Genomic DNA, 21,983 nt, shown 5'->3' on the forward strand with positions numbered 1-21,983 from the left:
CGGTGCGGTGTGGTTCGAAGGTAGGTGCGGGCCGGGTCCGGAAGCGGCACAAGGCCCGGCAGGTGAGCGGCAGTTCCGGGACTGCCGTCCTCCTGCGCGGGCCTCGGGCGCACGGGGTGGGAACGGGGGTGGAGCGGGGGTGGAGCGGGGGTGGGGGTTCGGTCGGGAGAAGGGCTGGTCGGAAGGGTGGGCGCGGGGTTCCGGCGCGGTGCCGGCGCGCTCTCCCGGCGCAGGTCAGCGCGGGGTCAGCCGGACCGGGAAGCGGTCCAGGCCGAAGTTGATGATCGAGCGGTTGTACTCGACCGGACCGGCCGGCTCGATCGTCGCCGCCTTCTCCAGCGCCGCCGAGAACAGGGCGCTCAGCTCGGCCTTCGCCAGCGGCGCGCCGATGCAGTAGTGGGCGCCCAGGCCCAGCGCCAGGTGCTTGTTGGGCGAGCGGTCGAGCCGGATCTCCTCCGGCGCCTCGAACGCCTCCGGGTCCCGGTTCGCCGACCACACCCACACCGCGACCCGGTCGCCGCGCCGGATCTGCCGCCCGGCCAGCTCGATGTCCCGGGTGGCGGTGCGCAGCGTGTGCAGCCCGACCGAGGTCCAGCGCAGCAGCTCGTCCACGGCGGAGTCCATGTCCACCTCGCCGCGCTGCAGCGCCTGCCACAGGTCCGGCCGGTTGACCAGGGTGTGCAGGCCCATCGCGGCGGTGTGGCGGACCGTCTGGACGCCGCCGACGACGATGTTGTCCAGGTTGAGCACGACGTCCTCGACCGGCATCAGCTTGCCGTTGACCTTGTAGGTGGCCATCATCGAGATGAGGTCGTCCTTGGGGTCGGTGCGCCGCAGCATCACCTGGTGCATCAGGTAGGGGATCAACTGCTGGTGCCCGGCCCGGCGTTCCTCCGGGGTGGCACCCAGGAAGGCCACGTCGCAGACCCGGACCATCATGTCGCGGTCCTTCTCCGGGACGTCCAGCAGGTCGCACATGACGGCCAGCGGCAGCGCGGAGACCACGTCGACGAGGTCGGCCTCGCCCTGCTCCACGGCCCGGTCGAAGAGCTCTCCGGCCCGTTCGGCGATCGAGCGGGAGGCCCCGCGCACGCCGTTCTTGGAGAAGAACGGGTTGGCGGGCGCCCGCAGTTCGCGGTGCTTGGGCGGGTCGGTGAGGGCCATCATCCGGCCCGAGCCGACCGGGACGTTGCCGACGCCGGCGCCCAGCAGCGAGCCGGACTCGGAGCTGAACACGGCCGCGTTGCGCAGGACGTCGGCCGACTCCTTGTAGGTCATCACCGACCAGATCGGGCCGTCGTCCAGGCTGTCGGTGCGGTGGACGGGCGCCTCGCGGCGCAGCTCGGCGACCAGGGCCGGGGTCTCGGGGTACGCCCACAGGGCGGGGTCGGTGAGATCGACGGAAGTGGTGGTCACCATGACGGCTGCTCCTCGGTGGCGGTGGCACTGGCGGTGGCGGTGGCGGTGGCGGTGCTGGAGACAGGGTCGGCCGCCGCGCGGCCGGAAAGCAGGGAGTTCAGGAGGTCGACCGGGCCGGGCCGGTCGACGGTGGCGAGCAGGTGCCCGCCGGGCAGGACCAGCTGGTCGAAGGCGCCCCGGGTGTGGGCGGCCCAGCCGGAGAGGTCGGTGGTGGCGAGCATCGGGTCCTCGGCCCCGGCCAGCGCGTACAGCGCGGAGGCGAGCGGCGGGTGCGGGTGGTGGCGGTAGGTGGCGCTGACCGCGAGGTCGGTGCGGATGCCGCCGAGGGCGAGTTCCACCAGCTCGGGATCGGCGCTGACCAGCTCCTCCAGCCCGGTGAGGCGAAGGAGTTCGGCCGCGTCGAGGTCCTTGGACTCCCGCTCGGTCCACTCCGCCGGGCCGGGCGCGCCGGCCACCACCACGAGTTCGGGGCGGAGATCGGCCGGCAGGGCCCGGGCCACCTCGTAGGCGAGCAGGGCGCCGAAGCTCTGCCCGTAGAAGGCGGCCCGGCGGCCGGGGGCCAGGTGCGGGGCGATCACCCGGGCGACCTCGGCCGTCAGCGCGGCGAAGTCGGCGGGCATCGGGTCCCGGCTGCGGCCGCCGCGGGCCGGCGGGCGCAGCGCCCACACCTCGGTGGCGGGGGCGAGGGCCCGGGCCAGCGGGGTGAAGGCGGTGGCGTCGCCGCCGGCGTGCGGGAAGCAGAACAGCCGGACGGCGGCGTCGGGCCGGGGTGCGGGGAGGAGGAACCAGTCGCCCTCGATCCGCGGGCGGGCGGCGGGGACCGGGGCCGCCACCGGGGTGGTGGTGGCCGGGGCGCGGCGGACGGCCGGGGTGGTGGGCAGCGGGGCGGCGGCCGGGCGCGGGCGGGCGACCAGCGGCGGGCGCGCGGCGGGGCCGGGGGTCGTAGGGGTCGTGGGCGTCGTGGGCGTCGTCGGGGTCGTGGGGCTCATCGGACGGCCGGCCGGCGGGCGGTGAGGGCCGGGCGGGCGGCGGCCGGACCGGCTGCGGCGGCGCGCTGCACGGCCTCGGTGAACGCGGCCAGGTCGGCGGCGTCCAGCAGGTGCCGCAGCTGCAGCTCGACGTTCAGCTTGCGGCGCAGCAGGTGGACGACGCGCAGCGCGGCGAGCGAGTGGCCGCCGAGCGAGAGGAAGTCGTCCTCGGGCAGCACCTCGGGGACTCCGAGCACCGTCCGCCACACCTCGGCGACCTGCTCCGCCACTCCCCCGCCGACCGCCTCCGGCGCCGCCTCGGCGGCCGGGACGGGCAGCGCCCGGTGGTCGACCTTGCCGTTCGGGGTGAGCGGCATCGCCTCCAGCACGGTCACGCCGGCCGGGACCAGGTGCGCGGGCAGGGTGCGGCGCAGTTCGGCCAGCAGCTCCGCGGGCGCGGCCGGGCCGGTGACGTAGGCGGCGAGGCGGGTGTCGCCGGGGGCGGGCTCGTGCACGGTCACCGCGGCGGCCGTGACGCCGTCCAGCGCCGCCAGCGCGTGCTCGACCTCGCCGAGCTCGATCCGGAAGCCGCGCAGCTTGACCTGGCGGTCGACCCGGCCGACGTACTCCAGCAGGCCCTCGGCGGAGCGGCGGGCCTGGTCGCCGGTGCGGTACATCCGGGCGCCGGGCGCGGTCGTGAACGGGTCGGCGACGAAGCGGCCGGCGGTCAGGCCCGGCTGACCGGCGTAGCCGTGCGCGAGGCCGGGCCCGGCGAGGTACAGCTCGCCGACCTCGCCGGCGCCGGTGACCGGCCGCAGCCGCTCGTCCAGCAGGTGGACCCGCACGCCCGCCAGCGGCTCGCCCAGGTGCGGGCCGGGGCCGGTGATCCGGGCGGTGATGGCGTCGACCGTGCACTCGGTCGGCCCGTACAGGTTGAAGGCGTCGATGCCGCCGTCCGCCAGCTCGCGCCAGGTGCGCCCGGGGACGGGCTCGCCGCCCATGAACAGGCGCGGCACGGCGGCGCCGGTCAGCTGCTCGCGCAGCAGCTGCCAGTGCGAGGGCGTCAGGTCGAGGTCGGTGACGGCGTGCTCGGCGAGCAGCGCGGCCAGCCGGGCCGGGTCGGCGCGCCGGGCGTCGTCGACGACCACCAGGGTGTCGCCCCGGCAGATGCGGATCCACTGCTGGACGGAGGCGTCGAAGGAGACGCTGGCGTTCCAGGCGACGACGGACGGCTCGGGCCGGTAGGCGCCGGCCTGCTCCAGGCCGGCCGCGAGGTCGGCGACGGCGCCGTGCGGCACCTCGACGCCCTTGGGGCGGCCGGTGGAACCGGAGGTGTAGATGACGTAGGCGGAGTCCAGCGGGTCCGGGACGAAGGCGTCGGCGTCGGTCTCCTCGACAGGAGCGGCGGCGTCGGGGCGGAGCACCGGGACACCGGCCGGGACGGGCGGGGCCGTCTCGGCACTGACCACGGCGGCGAGGCGGGCGTCGGTGGCCATGAAGGAGATCCGCTCGGCCGGGTAGGCCGGGTCGAGCGGGACGTAGGCGGCGCCGGCCCGCCAGACGGCGAGCAGCGCGACCGGCAGGTCCAGGGTGCGGGCGAGGTGGACGCCGACCCTGTCGCCGCGGCGCACGCCCCGGGCCCGGAGGGCGGCGGCGAGGGCGGCGGTGCGGCGGTCCAGGGCGGCGAAGTCGAGGCTGCCGTCGGCGGCGTGCACGGCGGTCCGCGCCGGGTGGGCGGCGACGGCGGCGCGCAGCCGGGCCAGCAGGTCGGCGGGGGTGACGGGGGTCGCGGTGGCGGCGGCCGGCTCGGCGAAGGTGGTCATGGCGGAGTACTCCTCGATCTCGATGGGGTCGGACGGTCGGCGGTGCGGGTCGAGCAGGGTGGAGCGGTGGTGCGAAGTCATGGGGGTGCAGCGGAGGCTGAGGGCGGGGAGGGGTGGGGCCGGGCCCGGACAGCTGCCCGCGGTCGGGCTCCGGCGCCACCCCTCTGCCGCGGCCCGGTCAGACCTCCCCGGCCAGGCGGGCCAGGGCCCCGGCATAGGTGTCGATGAACTCCTCCGCCGCGGCGTCGTCCACCAGCGCCCGCTGGTGGTCCACCGCGAGCAGCACCCGCTGCGAGGCCGGGTCCTGGATCAGCGAGGCGCCGAAGGTGAAGCTGTTGGGCTCGTGCCGGTAGGTGGGTTCGCTGCCGATCCGGCCGTCCTCGATCCGGGCCGCGCTGAGCCGGCCCAGGGCGTGGAAGCGCAGGTAGCCGAACTGGCTGTCGAGCGCGGTGTCGGCCATCATCCGGGCCAGCCGGGCGAACGGCACCCGGCGGTGCGGCATCATGTCCAGCTCCTCCCGGTGCACGTGCCGCACCAGCGCCGCGAGGTCCTCGCCCGGTTCGGCGACCAGTGGCACGGTGTTGAGGAACAGCCCGTAGACCTCGGTGCCGCCGAGCCGTTCGAGCCGGCCGTTCATCGCCAGCCCGGTGGTGACCCGCTGCCGCCCGGTGATCCGGGCGAGGGCGTACAGGTGGGCGGCGAGCGCGACGGACTTCACCGGGACGGAGAGCGCGTCGGCGACGGCGCGCAGTTGCCCGGGCGCGTCCGGGAGCACCCGTTCGACGGTGCGCGGCAGCTCGTGGACGTCCTCGCTGCCGGGCCAGAGCTGGCCGGTGGCGCCGTCGAGCCGCCGGTGCCAGTAGGCGAGCGAGTCCGGGTCGGTGGTGGCCCCGCGTTCGACGGCCACGAAGTCCCGGAAGGCGGTGCGCGGGGGCGGGGCGGGGGTGGAGACCGGGTCGGCGGCGAGCGCGGTGTGCCGTTCCAGGATCTCGGTCAGCAGGGAGGTGAAGCTCCAACCGTCCAGGATCGCGTGGTGCTCGGAGATGGTGAGCTGGAACGCCCGCTCGGCGAGCCGCTGCACGGTGATCCGGAACAGCGGGGGTTCGGCGAGGTCGAACGGCCGGTCGCGGTGGTCCTCGAAGACGGCGCGGACCTCCGGGTCCTGGTCCGCCTCCGGCAGGTCGCGCAGGTCGGCGAACTCGACCGGGGCGGGCAGGCTGCCGTGCACCAGCTGGAGCGGTTCGCCGTAGCCGGAGAGGTCGAGGCCGGTGCGCAGGACGGCGTGGCGGGCCATCGCCTCGTTGACGGAGCGGCGGAACGCGGTCTCGTCGAGGTCGCCGCCGATCCGGTAGGAGTTGACGTTGTGGTAGCTGTCGGTGCCGCCGGCGACCTCCATGTGGAAGACCATCGACAGCTGCATGGACACCATGGGGTAGGCGTCGACGATCCCGGGCGGCAGCTCGGCGCGGTCCTCCTCGTCGATCAGCGCGAACGGCAGGTCGGCGCCGGGGTCGGCCTCGACGGGCCGGGCGAGCGGCAGCAGGGCGGCGACGGTGGGCGCGTTGAAGACGTCCCGCAGCGAGACCTGCCAGCCCCGGTCGTGCAGGGCGCCGGCGAGCTGGACGGCCCGGATGGAGTCGCCGCCGAGGTGGAAGAAGTCGTCGTGGACGCCGATCCCGGGGACCCCGAGCACCTCCGTCCAGACGGCGGCGAACAGCTCCTCCTCCGGGCTGCGGGCCTCGACGTGGCGGCCGGCCCGGGTGGGCGCGGCGCGGCCGGGGGCGGGCAGCGCGGCCCGGTCGACCTTGCCGTTGACGGTCAGCGGCAGCGCGTCCAGCACGGTGACGCTCGCCGGGACCATGTAGGCGGGCAGGGAGCGGCCGAGGAACTCGTGGACGTCGGCCGGGGCGCGGCCGGTGACGTAGGCGGCGAGCCGGTCCTCGTGGACGGTCACCACGCAGGCGTCGACGTCGGGGTGGGCGGCGAGGGCGTTCTCGATCTCGCCGAGCTCGATCCGGAAGCCGCGCAGTTTGACCTGGAAGTCGGCGCGGCCGACGTATTCGAGGCCGCCGTCCGGCAGCCGCCGGGCGACGTCGCCGGTGCGGTAGAGGCGGGCGCCGGGCGGTCCGGCCGGGTCGGCGACGAAGCGGCCTGCGGTGAGGCCGGGGCGCCCCCAGTAGCCGTGGGCGAGGCTGCCGCCGCCGATGTACAGCTCGCCGGGCACGCCGGGCGGGCAGGGCCGCAGCCAGTCGTCCAGGACGGCGGCGGTCAGGTGCGGCATCGGATCGCCGATCAGGCTGCGTTCGAAGCCGGCGCCGCCCTCGGCCACGTCGTGGATCGTGACGTGCACGGTGGTCTCGGTGATGCCGTACAGGTTGCACAGCCGGGCGGGCGGCAGCGGGTCGAGGTCGTGCCAGCGCTGGACCACGGCCGGGTCGAGCGCCTCGCCGCCGAGCATGATCCAGCGCAGCTCCGGGAGGGCGCGGGGGCGGCGGCGCAGGGCCGGTTCGAGCTGGCGCAGCGCGGACGGGGTGAGGCACAGGTGGGTGACCCGCTCGGTGTCGAGGAGTTCGGTGAACTCCTCGGGCGAGCGGCTGGTCAGGTAGGGCACGACGAGCAGCCGGGCGCCGTGCAGCAGCGCGCCCCAGAGCTCCCAGACGGTCCAGTCGAAGGCGTAGCTGTGGAACAGCGTCCAGGTGGTGTCGGGGCCGAAGCCGAAGTGCTCGCGGCCGGAGTCCAGCAGCCGGCTGACGTGCTCGTGGGCGACGGCGACGCCCTTGGGGCGGCCGGTGGAGCCGGAGGTGAAGATCAGGTAGGCGAGGTCGCCGGGGCGGCCGACGGCGGGCGGGCGGGTGTCGGGGCGGGCGGCGACCTCGGCGGCGCCGGGGCCGCCGGTGGTGAGGTCGAGGGTCTGCCAGGGGCCGTCGGGGGCCCGGTCGGGGCGGTCGGTGAGCACGGCCCGCACGGCGGTGTCGCCGAAGACCAGGGCGGCCCGGTCGGCGGGGGCGACGAGGTCGACCGGCACATAGGCGGCGCCGGCCTTGAGCACGGCGAGGATCGCGACCGGCACGGCGGCGGTGCGCTCCAGCAGCAGGCCGACCCGGTCGCCGGGGCGGACGCCCCGGTCGATCAGGGTGTGCGCCAACCGGTTGGCGCGGCGGTCGAGTTCGGCGTAGTCGAGGCGTTCCTGGCCGTCGTCGACGGCGGGGCGGTCGCCGTACGCGTCGGCGGCCCGCTCGAAGAGGTGGTGCAGGCAGTGGCCGTCGTCGAGCCGGGCGGGCCGGGGCCTGGCCCCGGCGGCGGGGGCGGCGGTGAGCCGCAGCACGGTGGCGTCCGGGTCGGCGAGGGCGGCGTCCAGCAGGGCCGCGTAGTCGGCGGCCAGCCGCCGGATCGTGCCGGGGTCGAAGAGGTCGCCGCTGTACTCGGCCTCGCCGCGCATCTCGCCGCCGCCGTCGCCGACGGGTTCGAAGACCGACCAGGTGAGGTCGAACTTGCTGGTGCCGTTGGCGCGGACGGTGCGCCGGGCGGCGGCCGGGCCGAGGGCGAGCGGGGCGCTGTCCTCGCTGTGGGCGCCGAACACCACCTGGACCAGCGGCGGGTGCTGCGGGGTGCGGGCGGTGCCGAGGTGGTCGACCAGCTGGTCGAAGGGCAGATCGAGGTAGCCGAAGGCGTCGAAGGCGCCGTCCTGGATGTCGGCCAGCAGGCCGCGGAAGCTCGCGTCCGGGGCGAGCCGGATCCGCAGCGGCAGCAGGTTGACGAAGTAGCCGAGCAGGTCCGCGAGTTCGGGTCGGTTGCGGGTGGTGACCGGGGTGCCGACGAGCAGGTCGTCGGCGCCGGTCCAGCGGTTCAGCAGCAGGGCGAAGGCGGCGAGCTGGACGGTGAAGGGGGTGACGCCCTCCTGTTCGGCGAGCTCCCGGACCCGGGCGGCGCTGCCGGGGGCGAGGCCGAAGTGCTCGGTGCCGCCGCGCTCCCCGCGCTCGGCCGGCCGTGGGCGGTCGCCGGGCAGGTCGAGCAGGGTCGGGGCGCCGTCCAGGCGGTCCTTCCAGTAGGCCAGGTGCTCCTCGTAGGAGGTGTGCTGCTCCTCCTCGGCCCAGTCGGCGTACTGGGTGCCGAGGGCGGGCAGCTCCGGGGTCCGGCCGCCGAGGAACGCCCGGTAGTGGTCGGTGAGTTCGCGCTCGAAGAGGTCGGCCGACCAGCCGTCCCAGATGATGTGGTGGACGACGAACAGCAGGGTGGTGCGCTCGTCGGCGAGCCGGATCGCCTCGGCGCGCAGCAGCGGGCCGGCCGCGAGGTCGAACGGTTCGGCGGCGCGTTCGGCGATCAACTCCTCGGCGCGGGCGTCGCGTTCGCCCTCCGGCAGGGCGCGCAGGTCGGTGGTGGCGAGCGGCACGGTGAGCCCGGGGTGGACGTGCTGGCGGGGGCCGTCGGGGTGCAGCGCGAAGGTGGTGCGCAGCGCCTCGTGCCGGGCGGTGACGGCGTCCAGGGCCCGGGCCAGCAGGTCGAGGTCGAGCGGGCCGGTGACCTCGTACGTCCAGGGGGTGGTGTAGGTGACGGCGCCGGGGTCGAGGCGGTCGAGGAACCAGAGTCCGCGCTGGAGGCCGGAGGCGGGCGCGGTCCGGACGGTTTCGGTAGCGGGGGCTGGGGTGTCGGACGGGCGCACGGCCTCGTTCCCTTCGGTGCGAGCGGTGTCGGGGCGGCCCGTCATCACGAGGCCAGCCGTTCGGCGATGGCGCCCACGGTGCGGCCGCGGAACACCACGTGCGGCGGGACCTTGGTGCCGGTCTCCTGCGAGAGCCGCATGGCGACCCGCACGGCGGCCAGCGAATTGCCGCCGATCCGGAAGAAGTTGTCGTCCGGGCCGAGGTCGCCCGGCAGTTCCAGCACGGCCCGCACGGCGTCGGCCACCAGCCGCTGGCCGGGGGTGAGCGGGTCGGCCGGGGCCTCGGCGCGGCGCTCGGCGGGCGCGGGCAGTGCCTTGCGGTCGACCTTTCCGTTGGGGTTGAGCGGCAGCGCGTCCAGCACGTCGACGGTCGCGGGCACCATGTGCTCGGGCAGCAGCGCCGCCAGGTGGTCGAGCAGTTCCTCCGGGCCGGCCGGTCCGGCCCCGGTGTCGAGGGTGACGTAGGCGGCGAGCCGGTGGTCGCCCGGGGCGGGCTCGTGCACGGTGACGGCGGCCTCCCGGACGGCGGGGTGGCGGGTCAGCGCGTCCTCGATCTCGCCGGGCTCGACCCGGAAGCCGCGGATCTTCACCTGGTCGTCGATCCGGCCGGTGATCTCCAGCAGTCCGTCCGGCCGCCGGTGGCCGAGGTCGCCGGTGCGGTAGAGGCGTTCGCCGGGGGTGCCGAAGGGCGCGGCGACGAAGCGTTCGGCGGTCAGTGCCGGGCGGCCGAGGTAGCCGTGGGCGAGGCCGCCGCCGGCCGCGTACAGCTCGCCGGTGGTGCCGTCGGGGACGGGCTCCAGCCGCTCGTCCAGGATGTGGATCGCCTTGCCGTGCAGCGGGCGCCCGATCGGGATCGCGGCGCCGGCGGCGTCCTCGGCGGTGGCGCGGTGGCAGGTGGTCAGGCCGAGGCTCTCCACCGGGCCGTAGCCGTTGGCGACCACCAGCCCCGGATACTGGTCGAGCGCCTTGCCGACATGGGTGACCGAGGCCCGCTCACCGGCCGTGAAGGCCACCTTGAGGTCGTCGTACGTGGCCGGGAACTCCTCCAGCAGGAAGTTGAACAGGCTGGCCGACAGCTGGAGCTGGGTGACGCCGTGGCGCAGGGTGAGCTCGGCGATCGCCTGCGGGTCGGGCCGCTGGCCGGGCTGGAGCACGCACACCCCGCCGAAGGCCAGCGCGCCGTACAGCTCCAGGGCGAAGGCGTCCCAGGACACCGGGGAGCACTGCAGCCAGACCTCGTCGGGGCCGAAGCGGGCGTAGTCCTGGCCGAGGTAGGTGGTGGTGAGCGCGCGGTGCGGCACGGCGACGCCCTTGGGGCGGCCGGTGGAGCCGGAGGTGAACATCACGCAGGCGAGGTCCTCGCCGGTGACCGGCACCCGGGGGTCGTGGCCGGGCCGGGCGGCGATCGCGGCGGCCTTCGCGTCCAGGTCGAGGTGGCGTCCGACCGGGAACGGCGGGCTCGCGTCGCGGTGGGTGACCAGCAGCTCGGCGCCGCTGTCGGCGACCGCCCCGGCCAGCCGCTCGGCCGGGAAGTCCGGGTCGAGCAGGGTGTAGGCGGCGCCGGTCTTGAGCGCGGCCAGCAGCGCCACCACCAGGTCGGGGCCGCGCTCGACCAGCACGGCGACGGTGTCGCCGCGGCCGGTGCCGGCCTCGGCCAGGTGGTGGGCGAGCCGGTTGGCCCGGGTGTTCAGCTCGCCGTAGGAGAGCCGCTGCTCGCCGGAGACCACGGCGAGGGCCTGCGGGGCGGCGGCGGCCCGGGCCTCGACCAGGGCGTGCACGGGCGCCTCGACGACGGTGGTGAGGGTGCCCAGCCAGGCGTCGCACAGCTCCGCCATGGTGGCGGCGTCGAACAGGTCGGAGTCGTACTCGAACCGGCCGGTGAAGTCGGTGCCCCGGTCGTCGACGGAGATCGACAGGTCGAACCGGGAGACCGGGTTGGAGTGCAGCTCCCGGGTGACCTCGATGCCGCCGACGGTCAGCGGGCGGGAGTCCAGCGGGTGCAGCTCCAGCAGCACCTGGCAGAGCGGATTGCGGTTCTCGGCCCGGTCGTCCGGGCGGTCCTCCAGGACGGTCGCCGCGATGTCGTCGAACGGCGCCTCCTGGTGGCGGTAGCCGGCGATCGCCACCTCGCGGACGTGCCGGACCAGCTCGCGGAAGTCCGCGCCCTCGTCGAGCCGCACCCGCAGCGGCAGCAGGTTGACGAAGTAGCCGACCAGGGCATCCAGTTCGGGACGGCCGCCGCGGACGCTGACCGGGGAGCCGAGGACGAGGTCGCGCTGTCCGGTGCGGCGGTGCAGGGTCAGCGCGAGGGCGGCCAGCAGCACCATGAACGGGGTGGCGTCCTCGCTGCGGGCCAGCGCGCGGACGGCCTCGGCGACCGGGCGCGGCATGGCGAAGCGGTGGAAGTCGCCGCGGAACTCCTGGACCTCGGGCCGGGGGTGGTCGGTCGGCAGCACCGGCTCGGTCGGGGCGTCGGCCAGGTGCTCGCGCCAGTGGGCGAGTCGGCGCTCGGCGCTCTCCGCGTCCTGGTACTGCCAGGCGGCATGGTCGGCGTACTGGACCGCCAGCTCGGGCAGGGCGGCCGGGCGGCCGGTGGCCGACTCCTCGTACAGGGCGGCGAGTTCGCCCTCCAGCACGGGCAGCGAGCCCTCGTCCCAGACGATGTGGTGGCAGAGCAGCAGCAGGGTGGCGGTGCCGCCGGTGCGGTAGAGGTGGGCGCGCAGCAGCGGGCCGGTCTCCAGGTCGAAGGGGACGAGCGCGGCCTCGGCGACCAGCCCGTCCACCCGCCCGGCCTCGGTGTCGGTGACGGTGAACGGCACCTCCGCGGCGGGGTGGACCAGCTGCCGGGGGCCGTCCTCGGTCAGTTCGAAGGTGGTGCGCAGCGCCTCGTGCCGGGCCACCACGCCGCCCAGCGCCCGGTGCAGCCGCTCCGGGTCGACCGGCCCGGCGAAGCGGAACACCCAGGGCACGTTGTAGGTCGGCGCGTCGGGGTTCATCTGGTCGAGGAACCACAGCCCGCGCTGGTACGTGGACAGCGGCGCCGAGGTGGCTCCGGCCCGGGTCAGCGGCGGGCGCTCGCCGCCCGCGGAGGCGGAGGCGGTGACGGCGGCGGCGAACCCGGCCAGCGTCGGGGCGTCGAAGATGGCGTACGGGGAGATCATGCCGAAGGTCTCGAAGACCCGGCCGACCACCCGCACGGCGGTGAGCGAATCGCCGCCCAGGTGGAAGAAGTTGTCCTCGGCACCGACCTCGGGCACCCCCAGGACGTCCGCCCAGACGGCGGCGATCAGCTGTTCGGCGGGGGTGCGCAGCGGGCGCCCGGCGGGGGCGGTGGCAGGCTGCTCGGCCTGCGGCTCGGGCAGGGCGGCGCGGTCGACCTTGCCGCCGGCGGTCAGCGGGAAGGCGTCCAGCGCGGTGACGGTGGCCGGGACCATGTGCTCGGGCAGCCGCTCGGCCAGGTGGGCGCGGAGCGCCTCCCGGTCCGGTGCCGGGCCGGTGACGTAGGCGGCGAGCCGGCCCTCGTGGGCGACCACGACGGCACCGGCCACGTCCGGATGGGCGGCGAGGACCTGTTCGATCTCACCGGGCTCGACCCGGAAGCCGCGGATCTTCACCTGGTGGTCGGCGCGGCCGACGAACTCCAGCGGGGCGTCCGGGGCCGCGCGCCGGACGACGTCGCCGGTGCGGTACATCCGGGCGCCCGGCTCGGGCGCGAAGGGGTCGGCGACGAAGCGGCCGGCGCTCTGGCCGGGGCGGCCGTGGTAGCCGGAGGCGAGCAGCGGGCCGCCGAGGTAGAGCTCGCCGGACTCGCCGGGGGCGGTGACGGGTCGCAGCCGGTCGTCCAGCAGGTAGGCGCGGCGGTCGCCGAGCGGGGTGCCGATCGGGACGGACCCGGCGTCCTGGGCGGTGGGGCCGGCCACCCGGTGGGTGGTGGCGGTGACGACCGTCTCGGTCGGGCCGTAGGCGTTGAGCAGCGGCACACCGGTGGCGTCCCACCAGGTGGCGGCGGCGTCCGGGTGCAGCCGGTCACTGCCGGAGATCATCAGCCGCAGGGTGCGGGGCGCCCGGTCGCGGCCCCGGTCGCGCACGGCCGGTACGACCTCCTGGAAGTAGCCGGCGGGCAGGTTGGCGACGGTGACACCCTCGGTGTCCAGCAGGTCCAGCAGGGCGTCGGGGGCGAGCAGTTGCCGCTCCGGGATCACCAGGCAGGCGCCCGCGGAGAGGGCGGTGAGCACCTGCTCGACGGCGACGTCGACGGTGGGGCGGGCGAGGTGCAGCACCACGTCCTCGGCGGTGAGGCCGAAGCGCTCGACGGCGGCGGCCAGGTGGCCGGTGAGGGCGGCGAGCGGGACGTGCACGCCCTTGGGGCGGCCGGTGGTGCCGGAGGTGTAGATGAGGTAGCCGGCGGTGGCGGGCGGCTCGTCGGGCAGGTCTGCCGCCGACTCACCCGCAGGCTCGCCGGCCGGGTCTCCGGTCTGGTCGCCGGTCTGGTCGCCGGTGAGGTCACCGGTGAGGTCACCGGTGAGGTCACCGGTGAGGTCGCCGGTCAGTTCCCCGTCCGTGAGGGCGAGGGTGGCGCCGGCGTCCTCGCGGATCCAGCGGTTGCGCTCCTCCGGGGCCTCCCGGTCCAGCGGCAGGTAGGTGGCACCGGCGCGGAGCGCGGCGAGCAGGCCGACCAGGTGGTCGAGCCGGTCGCGACCGGTGACGGCGACCGTGCGGCCGGGGGCGATCCGGGCGGCGAGGGCGCCGCTCAGCTCGTCCAGCTCCCGGTAGCGGACGGTCCGCCCGCCGAGCCGGACGGCCGGGCGGTCCGGGAACCGGCGCGCGACGGATATGAAGGGGAAACCGCGAGATTCCATCATCCAACCCCGATGAATTAACGATGCTGCGGGCAGTGGTCTCGACCGTAGGCCCGCTTTCAGCAGCCGATCGGCAGAATTCCCGGAAGACCATCGGCAGTTTCAACTGCCGCTTGCAGGAAAGGAGTTGCCGTGAACACAGACGGCCCGCCGGGGCGCACGGAGGCGCCGCGACGGGCTCGCGGGAATTCTGTCTGCGATTGTCGGTGAAGCGGTGGAGAGGTGGGGGCGGGAATTACTGGGGGAAGTCCGGTGACCACACGTCCGCGCGCTCCAGCGCGGCCGGCGTGTACTTCCCGAGCGCGCTGATCAGCAGCCGCAGCTCCAGGGCGAGGCAGTCGGCGAAGCGGATCAGGCCGTCCTCCGGGTCCTCGGCGGCGGCGAGCAGGGCCGCCCGGCCCAGACCGACCGCGCGGGCGCCCAGCGCCAGGCTCTTGACCGCCCGGCCGCCCTCCCACATCCGCCCCGAGACCAGCAGACAGGGCGGCGGTCCGGCGGCGGCCATCCTGCGCAGGCACTCCGCCAGCGGAAGGCCGACCTGGGCCGGGAAGACGCCCGGCGCCCAGCCGGTGCCGCCCTCCGCGCCGTCCACGGTGACGGCGTCAGCCCCGGCCTCGGCGGCCACCCGGGCGGCCTCGGCGACGTCCCGGCCGGGGTGCAGCTTCACCCAGATCCGGGCCCGGGGGAAGTTGTTGCGCATCAGCCGGACCTGCTGGCGCAGGATCTCCGCGGTGAAGGTGCCGGGCGTACTGGCGCGCAGCACCCGGCTGTCGTCGCCGAAGACCGGGTCGATGCCGTAGCGGTCACCGAGCCGGGCGGCGTCCGCGGCGTCCAGCACGGTCATCCCGCCGAGGCCCGGCTTGGCACCCTGGCCGACCTTCAACTCGAAGGCGAGCCGCCCGGATTCGAGCAGCGGCAGGGCCGCCGGGTCGCTGTACACGAGGTTCCACACCTCGGCATCGGCGTCCTCGGTGGACTGCTGGACGGCCACCCCGCCCAGCCCGTCGGGGAGTTCCTCCGCGTAGGCGCGCAACCGGCCGAGCAGCGCCCGGTCGGCGGCCTCGCCGAGCCGGCCGTAGCCGTTCACCGGGACGACGTTCTCGCCGATCACCATCGGCAGGCCGAGCACGCCCGCCTGCCGGCTCAGCGCCAGGCCGATGTCGCCGCCGGCCGCCCGGGTGGAGCCGGTCGCGGACACGTACACCGGCAGCGCGGAGGTGAACCCGCCGATCGCGGTGGTGAGTTCGACGTCCCGGTAGTCCGGTTCACGGCCCAGGTCGATCAGCCGGGCGAGGCGCTGCGGCACGAACACCGGCGGCACGATCCGCAGGGCGTCGAGCGCGTCCCCGGCGTCCGGGCCCGGCTGTCCGACCGGCGGCCGCTCGGCGCCGAGCAGCACCTGCCCGTAGCTGCCGGGCGGCGGGAAGGCGGCGGCCGTCCCGACCCGGGCCCGGTGCCGGACCTCCTCCTCCGGGAAGCCGGGTGCCGAGAGGTCGCTCATGCGCCCGCCCCGTTCCGGCCGGTCCTGTCCCGTCCGGCCCGAATACTGCGTCCGCTCACGGCGACACCACCCCCGCCAGCTTCGGGAAGGCGCTGGCCTGCCAGACCGCGTCCAGCCCGGCGACGTAGCGGGTCAGCCGCTCCACCCCGATGCCGAAGCCGGCGCTGGCGGGCACGCCCTCGCGGACCAGGTCCAGGTACCAGCGGTACTTCTGCGGGTTCTCGCCGGTCTCCCGCATCCGGGTGATGATCTCGGCGTAGTCGTTGGTGCGCTGGCTGCCGCTGCACAGCTCGCCGAAGCCCTCGGCCGCGATCAGGTCGAAATTCCGCAGCAGGCCCGGGTCCTCGGGGTTCTCCCGGTCGTAGAAGCCGCGCGAGCCCTTGGGGTAGTCGGTGACGAAGAACGGCCGGTCGCGCCGGGCGGAGAGCAGTGCCTCGCCGTCCCAGTCGAGTTCGGCGTCCGGGCTCTGCGGGTGGCCGAGGCCCTGGAGCTCCGCCACCGCCTCCGCGTGCCGCATCCGGCCGAAGGAGCCCTTCAACAGCTCGGCGAACGCGTCGGTGTCGCGGCCGAGTTCGGCGAACTCCTTGGGCAGCTCACGGACCGCGCTGCCGACGATGTGCGCCACCAGCTCCTCCACCAGCTGCACCGCGTCGTCCCGGGTGGCGCCCGCCACCTCCACGTCCAGCTGGTGGAACTCCGCCAGGTGCCGGTTGGTCCCGGCGGTCTCCAGCGGCTCCAGCCGCACGTTCGGCGCGATGCAGAAGATCTTGTCGAAGGCCAGCAGCGAGGCCTGCTTGTAGAGGATCGCGCTGGTCATCAGCTTGTAGCGGTGGCCGTAGAAGTCGATGTCGACCTGCTTGGAGCCGCGCGAGCCGGGATCGGTGACCGGGCCGATGATCGGCGGGAGCAGCTCGGTGAAGCCCCGGCCGCGCAGGAACTCCCGGGCGGCGAACAGCAGCTGGTGCTGGATCCGCAGGGCGGCCCGGGTGGTCGGGGAGGTCAGGTGGCGGCCGGGCTCGGGGAGCGTCGCGGCGCCGGTCGCGGGGGTGGGCCCGTCGGTGGTCATAGCGTGGTGTGTCCCAACTCTCGTGGTGCGGCGGGTGTTCGGTCGAGGTCCGGGGTCTCGGCGGCGCGGCTGTCGTAGCTCCACTGGACGTGGGAGAGCGCGCCGAGCAGGTCGGCGGAGCCGAGGATCGGCGGGCGCGGGCCGCCGGACAGGCCGGCGATCGGCATCGAGCCGACGTTCGACCAGTGCAGCCGCCCGTCCGGCCCGAGCGAGCTGCGGGCCCGGCCCGCGTTGTCGGGGTGCAGGCAGTAGGGCACGTCCAGGTAGCCGGCCGCGAAGGCGCGGACCAGGGCCCGGCCGATGTCGGTGTCCAGCTCCAGCACCGCGCCGATCAGCGCCCGCGCCTCGGCCTCGATACCGGTGTCCGGGACGGCGGTGAGCGGCGGGCGCAGGCGCTCCGCGGCGGCAGCGGCGGCGGCCGTCTCCAGCGCCGTCACGTTCTCGCCGACGGTCGGGATCCGGTGCGCCTCGGCCGTCGTCTTCACGATCAGCCGGGCCGCGCCGGTGCGCACCGCCAGTCGGGCCGCGTCCTCCAGCAGCAGCGTGGCCCCGCCGGGGGTGCGCGGGAACACGCCCATGTAGGCGTAGAGCACGATGTGCCGGTCGACGTCGGGCAGCAGCTCGTCGGCGAGCCGGCCGAGCACCGTGAGCGCCTCCTCGTCCTGCGCCCGGTCCGGCTGCTGGGCGTAGCTGAGCGAGATGCTGCGCAGCCCGTGCTGGCGGAAGAACAGCGCTTCCAGCACGCTGACCGCGATCAGCAGGCTGGGCGGGCAGAGCTGCCCCATCAGACAGCCGCCGAAGGTCTCCAGATGCGGCTCGGCTCCGAACTCTCTCAGTGAGGCGAGCAGTTCGCAGCTGCGTCGCCAGTTGGCCACCGCCTCGCTGAGCGGGGTGCGGCTGTACGGCAGGCAGTAGGAGACCGGGCCGCCCTCGGTGGCGTCCAGGCCGACCGCGAGCAGCGCCCTGATGATGTGCTCGGGCATCGCCGAACCGTGCCGGACCTGCACCGGGAAGCGGGCGTCCGCGATACCGCGCAGCACCGCCCGGGTGACGTCCACCGGGTGGCTGGCGATCGGGTAGCCGTTGAGGCCGACGCCCTCGGTGAGGGCGCTCCGGGCGGCGGCGAGGTCCCCGGTGCGGGTGTAGCTGTCCAGGGTGATGGTGCCGACGGTGGTGGCATCGGCGCCGCGGGTGGCGAGCAGGCCGTCGCGCATCCGCAGCGGGTCGGCCATGCCCATCCGGGGCTGGACGACGAGCGTCCCGGCGGCCCGGGCGCGGGCGACGAAGGCGCCGAAGCCGGGGTTGGCGGGGGCGTCCCCGCGCGGCGCGGTGGCGGGAACGGTCATCGCAGCACCCCGGAGGCGGTGGCGGTGGGCAGGGTTCTGGAGGCGGTGGGCAGCGCACGGTCGGTGGCCGGCGCACGGTCGGCCGGAAGTACGCGGTCGGCGGTCAGCGCACGGTCGGCGGGCGCGGGCAGGGCCCGCGAGGCGGGTGCGGGCAGCGCGCCGACGAAGGAGCGGAAGTCGGCGACCGAACGCCCCTCCTCGAACACTCCGTCGTACCCGGCCGAGAGCAGCGACCGCTGCCGGTCCGGGTCCCCGGAGCCGGCGATGCCGAGCTTGCCGCCGATCACCGTCGGGGTGGCGGCCAGTTCGGGACAGGCGCGCAGCGCCTGGATCACCCGCAGCCCGTCGTGGTAGCCGTGCCCGTTGACGCTGCTCAGCACGATCAGGTCGGGCTCGATCCGGCGGCACTCGGAGACCAGCAGCTCGTCCGGCACACAGGCACCCAGGTTGGTGACCCGGTGGCCCAGCTCCTCCAGCAGCAGTTGCAGGAAGACCAGGTTCCAGGTGTGCGAGTCCGAGGACATGGTCGTCACGACGACGTCCAGACCGGCCGGTTCGGCCTTTCCGCGCTGCGGCTCCAACTGGTTCACGGCGCAAACCCTCTGTAGTCGGTGGTGGTGGGAGTCCCGGCCCGGCGGCGCCGGCGACCGGCTCGCCCGGCCTGAGCAGAACGCTAGGCAGGATCCGGCGGGCGGACCGGCAGCTCGTCCGGCAAGTGACGGGCAGTATCGGGATCCGGCGGCTCGGCCCGCCGCACCCGGCACGGGGTACGCCCCGCCGCAGCAGGAGCGGGGTACGCCCCGCCGCGACCGACGGGTGGTGCGCCCCGCCCGTCCGGCGGCTCAGCCCGCCGCGGCCAGCACCGGGTACGCCCCGGCGCCGCCGAACAGCCGGCGGCAGAGGTTCAGCACGGTGAACCGGACGCCGTCCCGGGCCGGCACACTGCGGATCAGCCCGCTGGCCAGCAGCTCGTGCACGGCGGCCAGCGACTCCTGGGGCGGCCGTCCGCTCAGCTCGACGGCGTCCTCCCCGGACCAGTCCCCCGGCTCGGCCGCCAGCCGCTCCAGCAGGTCGCGCTGGCCCAGCGTCAGCCGGTGCACCGCCGCGTCCAGGGCCTCCCCCACGTCCCCGCGCCCGCCGAAGCCGGCCGGCGGCGGCCCCAGGTGGAACGGCCCGTCCGCCATCCGGGCCACCAGCTGGCGCGGCGAGAGCACCGTCGACCAGCCGGCGGCCAGCTCCAGGGCGCCGGGCAGGCCGTCCAGCTGCCGGCAGAGCGCGGCCACCGCGGGCGCCTCCTCCGGCTCCAGCCGGTACCCGGGGCGCAGCCGCCGCAGGTGCGACAGCAGCAGCCGGACGGCGCCGACCTCGGCCAGCGCGGCCGGGTCGTGGTCGAGCTCGGGTCCGGGGGTGGGCAGCGGGGCGAGCGGGACCACCTGCCCGCCGGGCAGCGGCTGCGGGACCCGGGCGGTGATCAGCACGCTGAGGCCGGGGCAGCGCTGGAACAGCTCGTCCAGCAGGGCGGTCTCCACCCCGGCGTCGGCGCCGTCCAGGACCAGCAGGGTGGGGCGGGCGCCGATCGCGGCGACCAGGTCGGCCCGGCGCTCGGGGCCCATCCCGGGCTGGCGGGCCCAGTCGATCCAGCGCACCGACCAGCGGGCGGTCAGGTGCAGCCGGCGGGCCACCTCCAGCACCAGCCGGGTCTTGCCGACCCCGCCGAGTCCGGCCACGGTGACCAGCCGGTCGCCGTGCACGGCGAGCGCCTCGGTGAGCACGTCGATCTCCGGCTCGCGGCCGACGATCGCGCCCCGGGCGACCGGCGGCGCGGTCGGCTCGTCGCGCGGCTCCTCGGCCAGCGCCTGGCGGCGCGCGGCCGCCTCGAACACCGAGCGGCTGCGGCCCTCCAGCCGCAGCGCGTCGGCGAGCAGCCGGACCGTCTCCTGCCGGGGGCGCTGGACCCGTCCGCTCTCCATGTCGCGGATCGCCCGGACACTCAGTGTCGCGTGGTCGGCGAGGATCTGCTGGGTCAGGCCGATGCGCTCGCGCCGGATCCTGAGCAGCTCGCCGAAGCCCGCCGTCGACTGCAGGGTGTGACCGCCGTCCATGCTCCGTCCGCCTTCCGTGGGTTGGCCAAGTACCGGGGACCAGGGGCCCGCGGCCCCCCGTCGGGCGGGCCCGAGGTGCGGCGCCGGACGGTGGTGACCGTCGGACCGGCTTTCCCCTGGCGCCGATGGTCCACGGCCCGGCTCTACGGCCGATCAACGGCCGATCACCGAGGATTCACGACACCTCCGCATCGTCCACGAACCCTCCTGACGCCCGAAGGCGCGGAGCGGGATCGACGGCGTACGGCGGGCCCGGCGAAGAAGGACGGCGGCACCATGGGACCGGCCCGGGCGTACCGCATCGGGGAACGGTACGACCGGGCCGGTGGCTCGGGGGCGGGGGCGGTCCGGGGTTCGGCGTCAGGCCTGCTGGAGCCCCGGGTGGTACGCCTCGCTGACGAAGGAGGCGGCGGTGGACACCGTGCCGCCGGGGCGGGTGATGTGCGAGACCACCCGGTAGTCGGCGCGGGCGTGCTCCTCGTCGAGGGTGATCGCGGTGTAGCCGCGCCGCCCGTCGTAGAACTTCAGGTGCGGGTTGGCGGCGGTCAGGGTGGCCCAGTTGCCCGGGTGCTCCTCGCCGTCCCCGTCGCTGGCGATCGAGGTGCCGACGATCTCCACGCCGACGGTCCGCGAGTCCGGGTCGTCGAAGTCGCGCTTGACGTCCATCGCGTAGGCGACGTGCACGTCCCCGGTGAGCACGACGAGATTCTCCACGCCGATGTCCTCCACTCCGGCCAGCAGCCGTTCGCGCGCGGCCGGGTAGCCGTCCCAGGCGTCCATGGACAGTTTGGAGACCGCAGCGGTGGTGTTCTTGCGGCGGGAGAGCACCACCTGCTGCGGCACCACGTTCCACACCGCGCGGGAGCTGCGGAAGCCGTCCAGCAGCCAGCGCTCCTGGGTGGCGCCCATCAGGGTGCGGCGCGGGTCCGCCGACTCCGCGGTCGGGAACTGCCAGCCGTCGCCGTTGGCCTGGTCGGAGCGGTACTGGCGGGTGTCGAGGATGTCGAACTGCGCCAGCCGCCCGTAGTGGAGGCGGCGGTACAGCTTGAGTTCGGTGGCGTTCGGCTGCGGCATCCGCAGCGGCATGTTCTCCCAGTACGCGCGGGTGGCGGCGGCGCGGCGGGCGACGAAGGCCTCCGGGGACTGGCCCTTCTCGGGGATGCCGGCCGCGTAGTTGTTCTCCACCTCGTGGTCGTCCCAGGTGACGTACCAGGGGAAGGCGGCGTGCGCGGCCTGGAGGTCGGGGTCGGTCTTGTAGAGGGAGTAGCGCAGCCGGTAGTCCGCCAGGGTGGTGGTCTCGTGGGCGAGCAGCGAGGGCAGGCTGCGGTCGGTGTACTTGCGGTCGCCGCCGGCGGAGTCGATCGCGTACTCGTAGATGTAGTCGCCGACGTGGAAGACCGCGTCGAGGTCCTCCTCCGCGAGGTGCTTGTACGCGGTGAAGTAGCCGTCCTCGTAGGCCTGGCAGGAGACCAGGCCGAGGCGGACCCGGTCGACGTGGCGGTTGCGGGCCGGGGCGGTGCGGGTCCGGCCGACCGGGCTGGTCCAGGCGCCGACCCGGAAGCGGTACCAGTACACCCGGTCCTGGTCGAGGCCGTCGACGTCCACGTGCACCGAATAGTCGAACTCGGCGTGGGCCCTGGCGGTGCCGCGCCGGACGACCTTGCGGAAGCGCTCGTCCCGGGCCACCTCCCAGTCGACCCTGACCAGTCCGGCCGGCGGCAGGCCGCTGCCGGGCTCCAGCGGGCGCGGCGCGAGGCGGGTCCAGAGCACCACCGCGTCGCCGAGCGCGTCACCGGAGGCGACACCGAGGGTGAACGGGTCCTCGGCCAGGGTGCGGGGAGCGAGTTCGGCTTCGGCGGCGTGGGCGCTCGGCAGCTCGGTGGTGAACGCCAGCGCGGCGGCCGCCGAGGCGACCGTCAGGAAGCGGCGTCGGCCGAGGCCGAGACGGGCGGCGGCCTCGGTCAACCGCCGGTCGGGCGAGGACTGCTGGTCTGTGCGGGCCATGGGCCGGACTGCCTTCCGTACGCGGGGGCCGGGCCGACTGGGCAACCGGCTGTGTACGGAGGGAAATTGGACCGGACCGTGCGGTACGGCGGGCGTCGGAGCATCGGCGGGCAGGTGATCATCGCGTGATCACAGCGGCCGGATCGGACAATCAGGAGATTCCGCCCGGGAGTTGGACACCGGGGCCACTCCGGATCCAGGCCCGGGTCCGGGTCCGGGTCCGGATTCGTACCGA

General features: G+C 75.4%; 11 protein-coding genes. All 11 read right to left on the bottom strand.

Going from position 1 to position 21,983, the window contains the following annotated elements:
• Positions 1-234: 234 nt before the first annotated feature.
• The 11 genes from OG715_RS09305 to OG715_RS09355 all read right to left on the bottom strand — a co-directional run bounded on the left by OG715_RS09305 (position 235) and on the right by OG715_RS09355 (position 21,748).
• On the bottom strand, positions 235-1,419 hold the full coding sequence (locus OG715_RS09305) for a cytochrome P450 (protein WP_266275635.1): 1,185 nt from the start codon (positions 1,417-1,419) through the stop codon (positions 235-237).
• On the bottom strand, positions 1,413-2,408 hold the full coding sequence (locus OG715_RS09310) for a thioesterase II family protein (RefSeq protein WP_266275633.1): 996 nt from the start codon (positions 2,406-2,408) through the stop codon (positions 1,413-1,415). The genes OG715_RS09305 and OG715_RS09310 overlap by 7 nt, the downstream gene beginning before the upstream one ends.
• Positions 2,405-4,291, bottom strand: coding sequence for a non-ribosomal peptide synthetase (locus OG715_RS09315; RefSeq protein WP_266275631.1), 1,887 nt, complete (start codon positions 4,289-4,291; stop codon positions 2,405-2,407). Before OG715_RS09315 ends, OG715_RS09310 begins: the two co-directional genes overlap by 4 nt.
• A gap of 97 nt (positions 4,292-4,388) precedes the next feature.
• Complete coding sequence (locus OG715_RS09320) at positions 4,389-8,870, bottom strand: amino acid adenylation domain-containing protein (RefSeq protein WP_266275629.1); 4,482 nt, start codon at positions 8,868-8,870, stop codon at positions 4,389-4,391.
• Between the two features lie 44 nt (positions 8,871-8,914).
• Positions 8,915-13,729 (bottom strand): amino acid adenylation domain-containing protein, encoded by a 4,815-nt coding sequence (locus OG715_RS09325; protein WP_438268158.1) that lies wholly within the window; start codon positions 13,727-13,729, stop codon positions 8,915-8,917.
• A gap of 235 nt (positions 13,730-13,964) precedes the next feature.
• Positions 13,965-15,230 carry a glutamate synthase-related protein gene (locus OG715_RS09330; protein WP_266275625.1) on the bottom strand — a complete coding sequence of 422 codons (1,266 nt, stop codon included), beginning with the start codon at positions 15,228-15,230 and terminating at the stop codon, positions 13,965-13,967.
• A 55-nt stretch (positions 15,231-15,285) separates the two neighbouring features.
• Positions 15,286-16,296 carry an asparagine synthetase A gene (locus tag OG715_RS09335; RefSeq protein WP_266275623.1) on the bottom strand — a complete coding sequence of 337 codons (1,011 nt, stop codon included), beginning with the start codon at positions 16,294-16,296 and terminating at the stop codon, positions 15,286-15,288.
• Positions 16,293-17,642, bottom strand: a complete 1,350-nt coding sequence (locus tag OG715_RS09340; RefSeq protein ID WP_266275621.1) for a methylaspartate mutase — start codon at positions 17,640-17,642, stop codon at positions 16,293-16,295. The genes OG715_RS09335 and OG715_RS09340 overlap by 4 nt, the downstream gene beginning before the upstream one ends.
• Entirely contained in the window at positions 17,639-18,232 is a 594-nt protein-coding gene (locus OG715_RS09345) for a cobalamin B12-binding domain-containing protein (protein ID WP_438268147.1), read from the bottom strand. Before OG715_RS09345 ends, OG715_RS09340 begins: the two co-directional genes overlap by 4 nt.
• A gap of 252 nt (positions 18,233-18,484) precedes the next feature.
• A complete protein-coding gene (locus OG715_RS09350; protein WP_266275619.1) occupies positions 18,485-19,744 on the bottom strand; it encodes a helix-turn-helix domain-containing protein in 1,260 nt (419 codons plus the stop codon).
• A 360-nt stretch (positions 19,745-20,104) separates the two neighbouring features.
• Positions 20,105-21,748: an alkaline phosphatase D family protein gene (locus tag OG715_RS09355; RefSeq protein WP_266275617.1), complete on the bottom strand. Its 1,644-nt coding sequence runs from the start codon at positions 21,746-21,748 to the stop codon at positions 20,105-20,107.
• Positions 21,749-21,983 lie beyond the last annotated feature (235 nt).

The sequence above is a fragment of the Kitasatospora purpeofusca genome, assembly GCF_036010405.1.
GTDB lineage: Bacteria > Actinomycetota > Actinomycetes > Streptomycetales > Streptomycetaceae > Kitasatospora > Kitasatospora purpeofusca.

Bases quoted from the DNA above. Each gene is read 5' to 3' on its own strand.
- OG715_RS09305 (WP_266275635.1), bottom strand. From the start codon at position 1,419: ATGGTGACCACCACTTCCGTCGATCTCACCGACCCCGCCCTGTGGGCG.
- OG715_RS09310 (WP_266275633.1), bottom strand. From the start codon at position 2,408: ATGAGCCCCACGACCCCGACGACGCCCACGACGCCCACGACCCCTACG.
- OG715_RS09315 (WP_266275631.1), bottom strand. From the start codon at position 4,291: ATGACTTCGCACCACCGCTCCACCCTGCTCGACCCGCACCGCCGACCG.
- OG715_RS09325 (WP_438268158.1), bottom strand. From the start codon at position 13,729: ATGGAATCTCGCGGTTTCCCCTTCATATCCGTCGCGCGCCGGTTCCCG.
- OG715_RS09330 (WP_266275625.1), bottom strand. From the start codon at position 15,230: ATGAGCGACCTCTCGGCACCCGGCTTCCCGGAGGAGGAGGTCCGGCAC.
- OG715_RS09335 (WP_266275623.1), bottom strand. From the start codon at position 16,296: ATGACCACCGACGGGCCCACCCCCGCGACCGGCGCCGCGACGCTCCCC.
- OG715_RS09340 (WP_266275621.1), bottom strand. From the start codon at position 17,642: ATGACCGTTCCCGCCACCGCGCCGCGCGGGGACGCCCCCGCCAACCCC.
- OG715_RS09350 (WP_266275619.1), bottom strand. From the start codon at position 19,744: ATGGACGGCGGTCACACCCTGCAGTCGACGGCGGGCTTCGGCGAGCTG.
- OG715_RS09355 (WP_266275617.1), bottom strand. From the start codon at position 21,748: ATGGCCCGCACAGACCAGCAGTCCTCGCCCGACCGGCGGTTGACCGAG.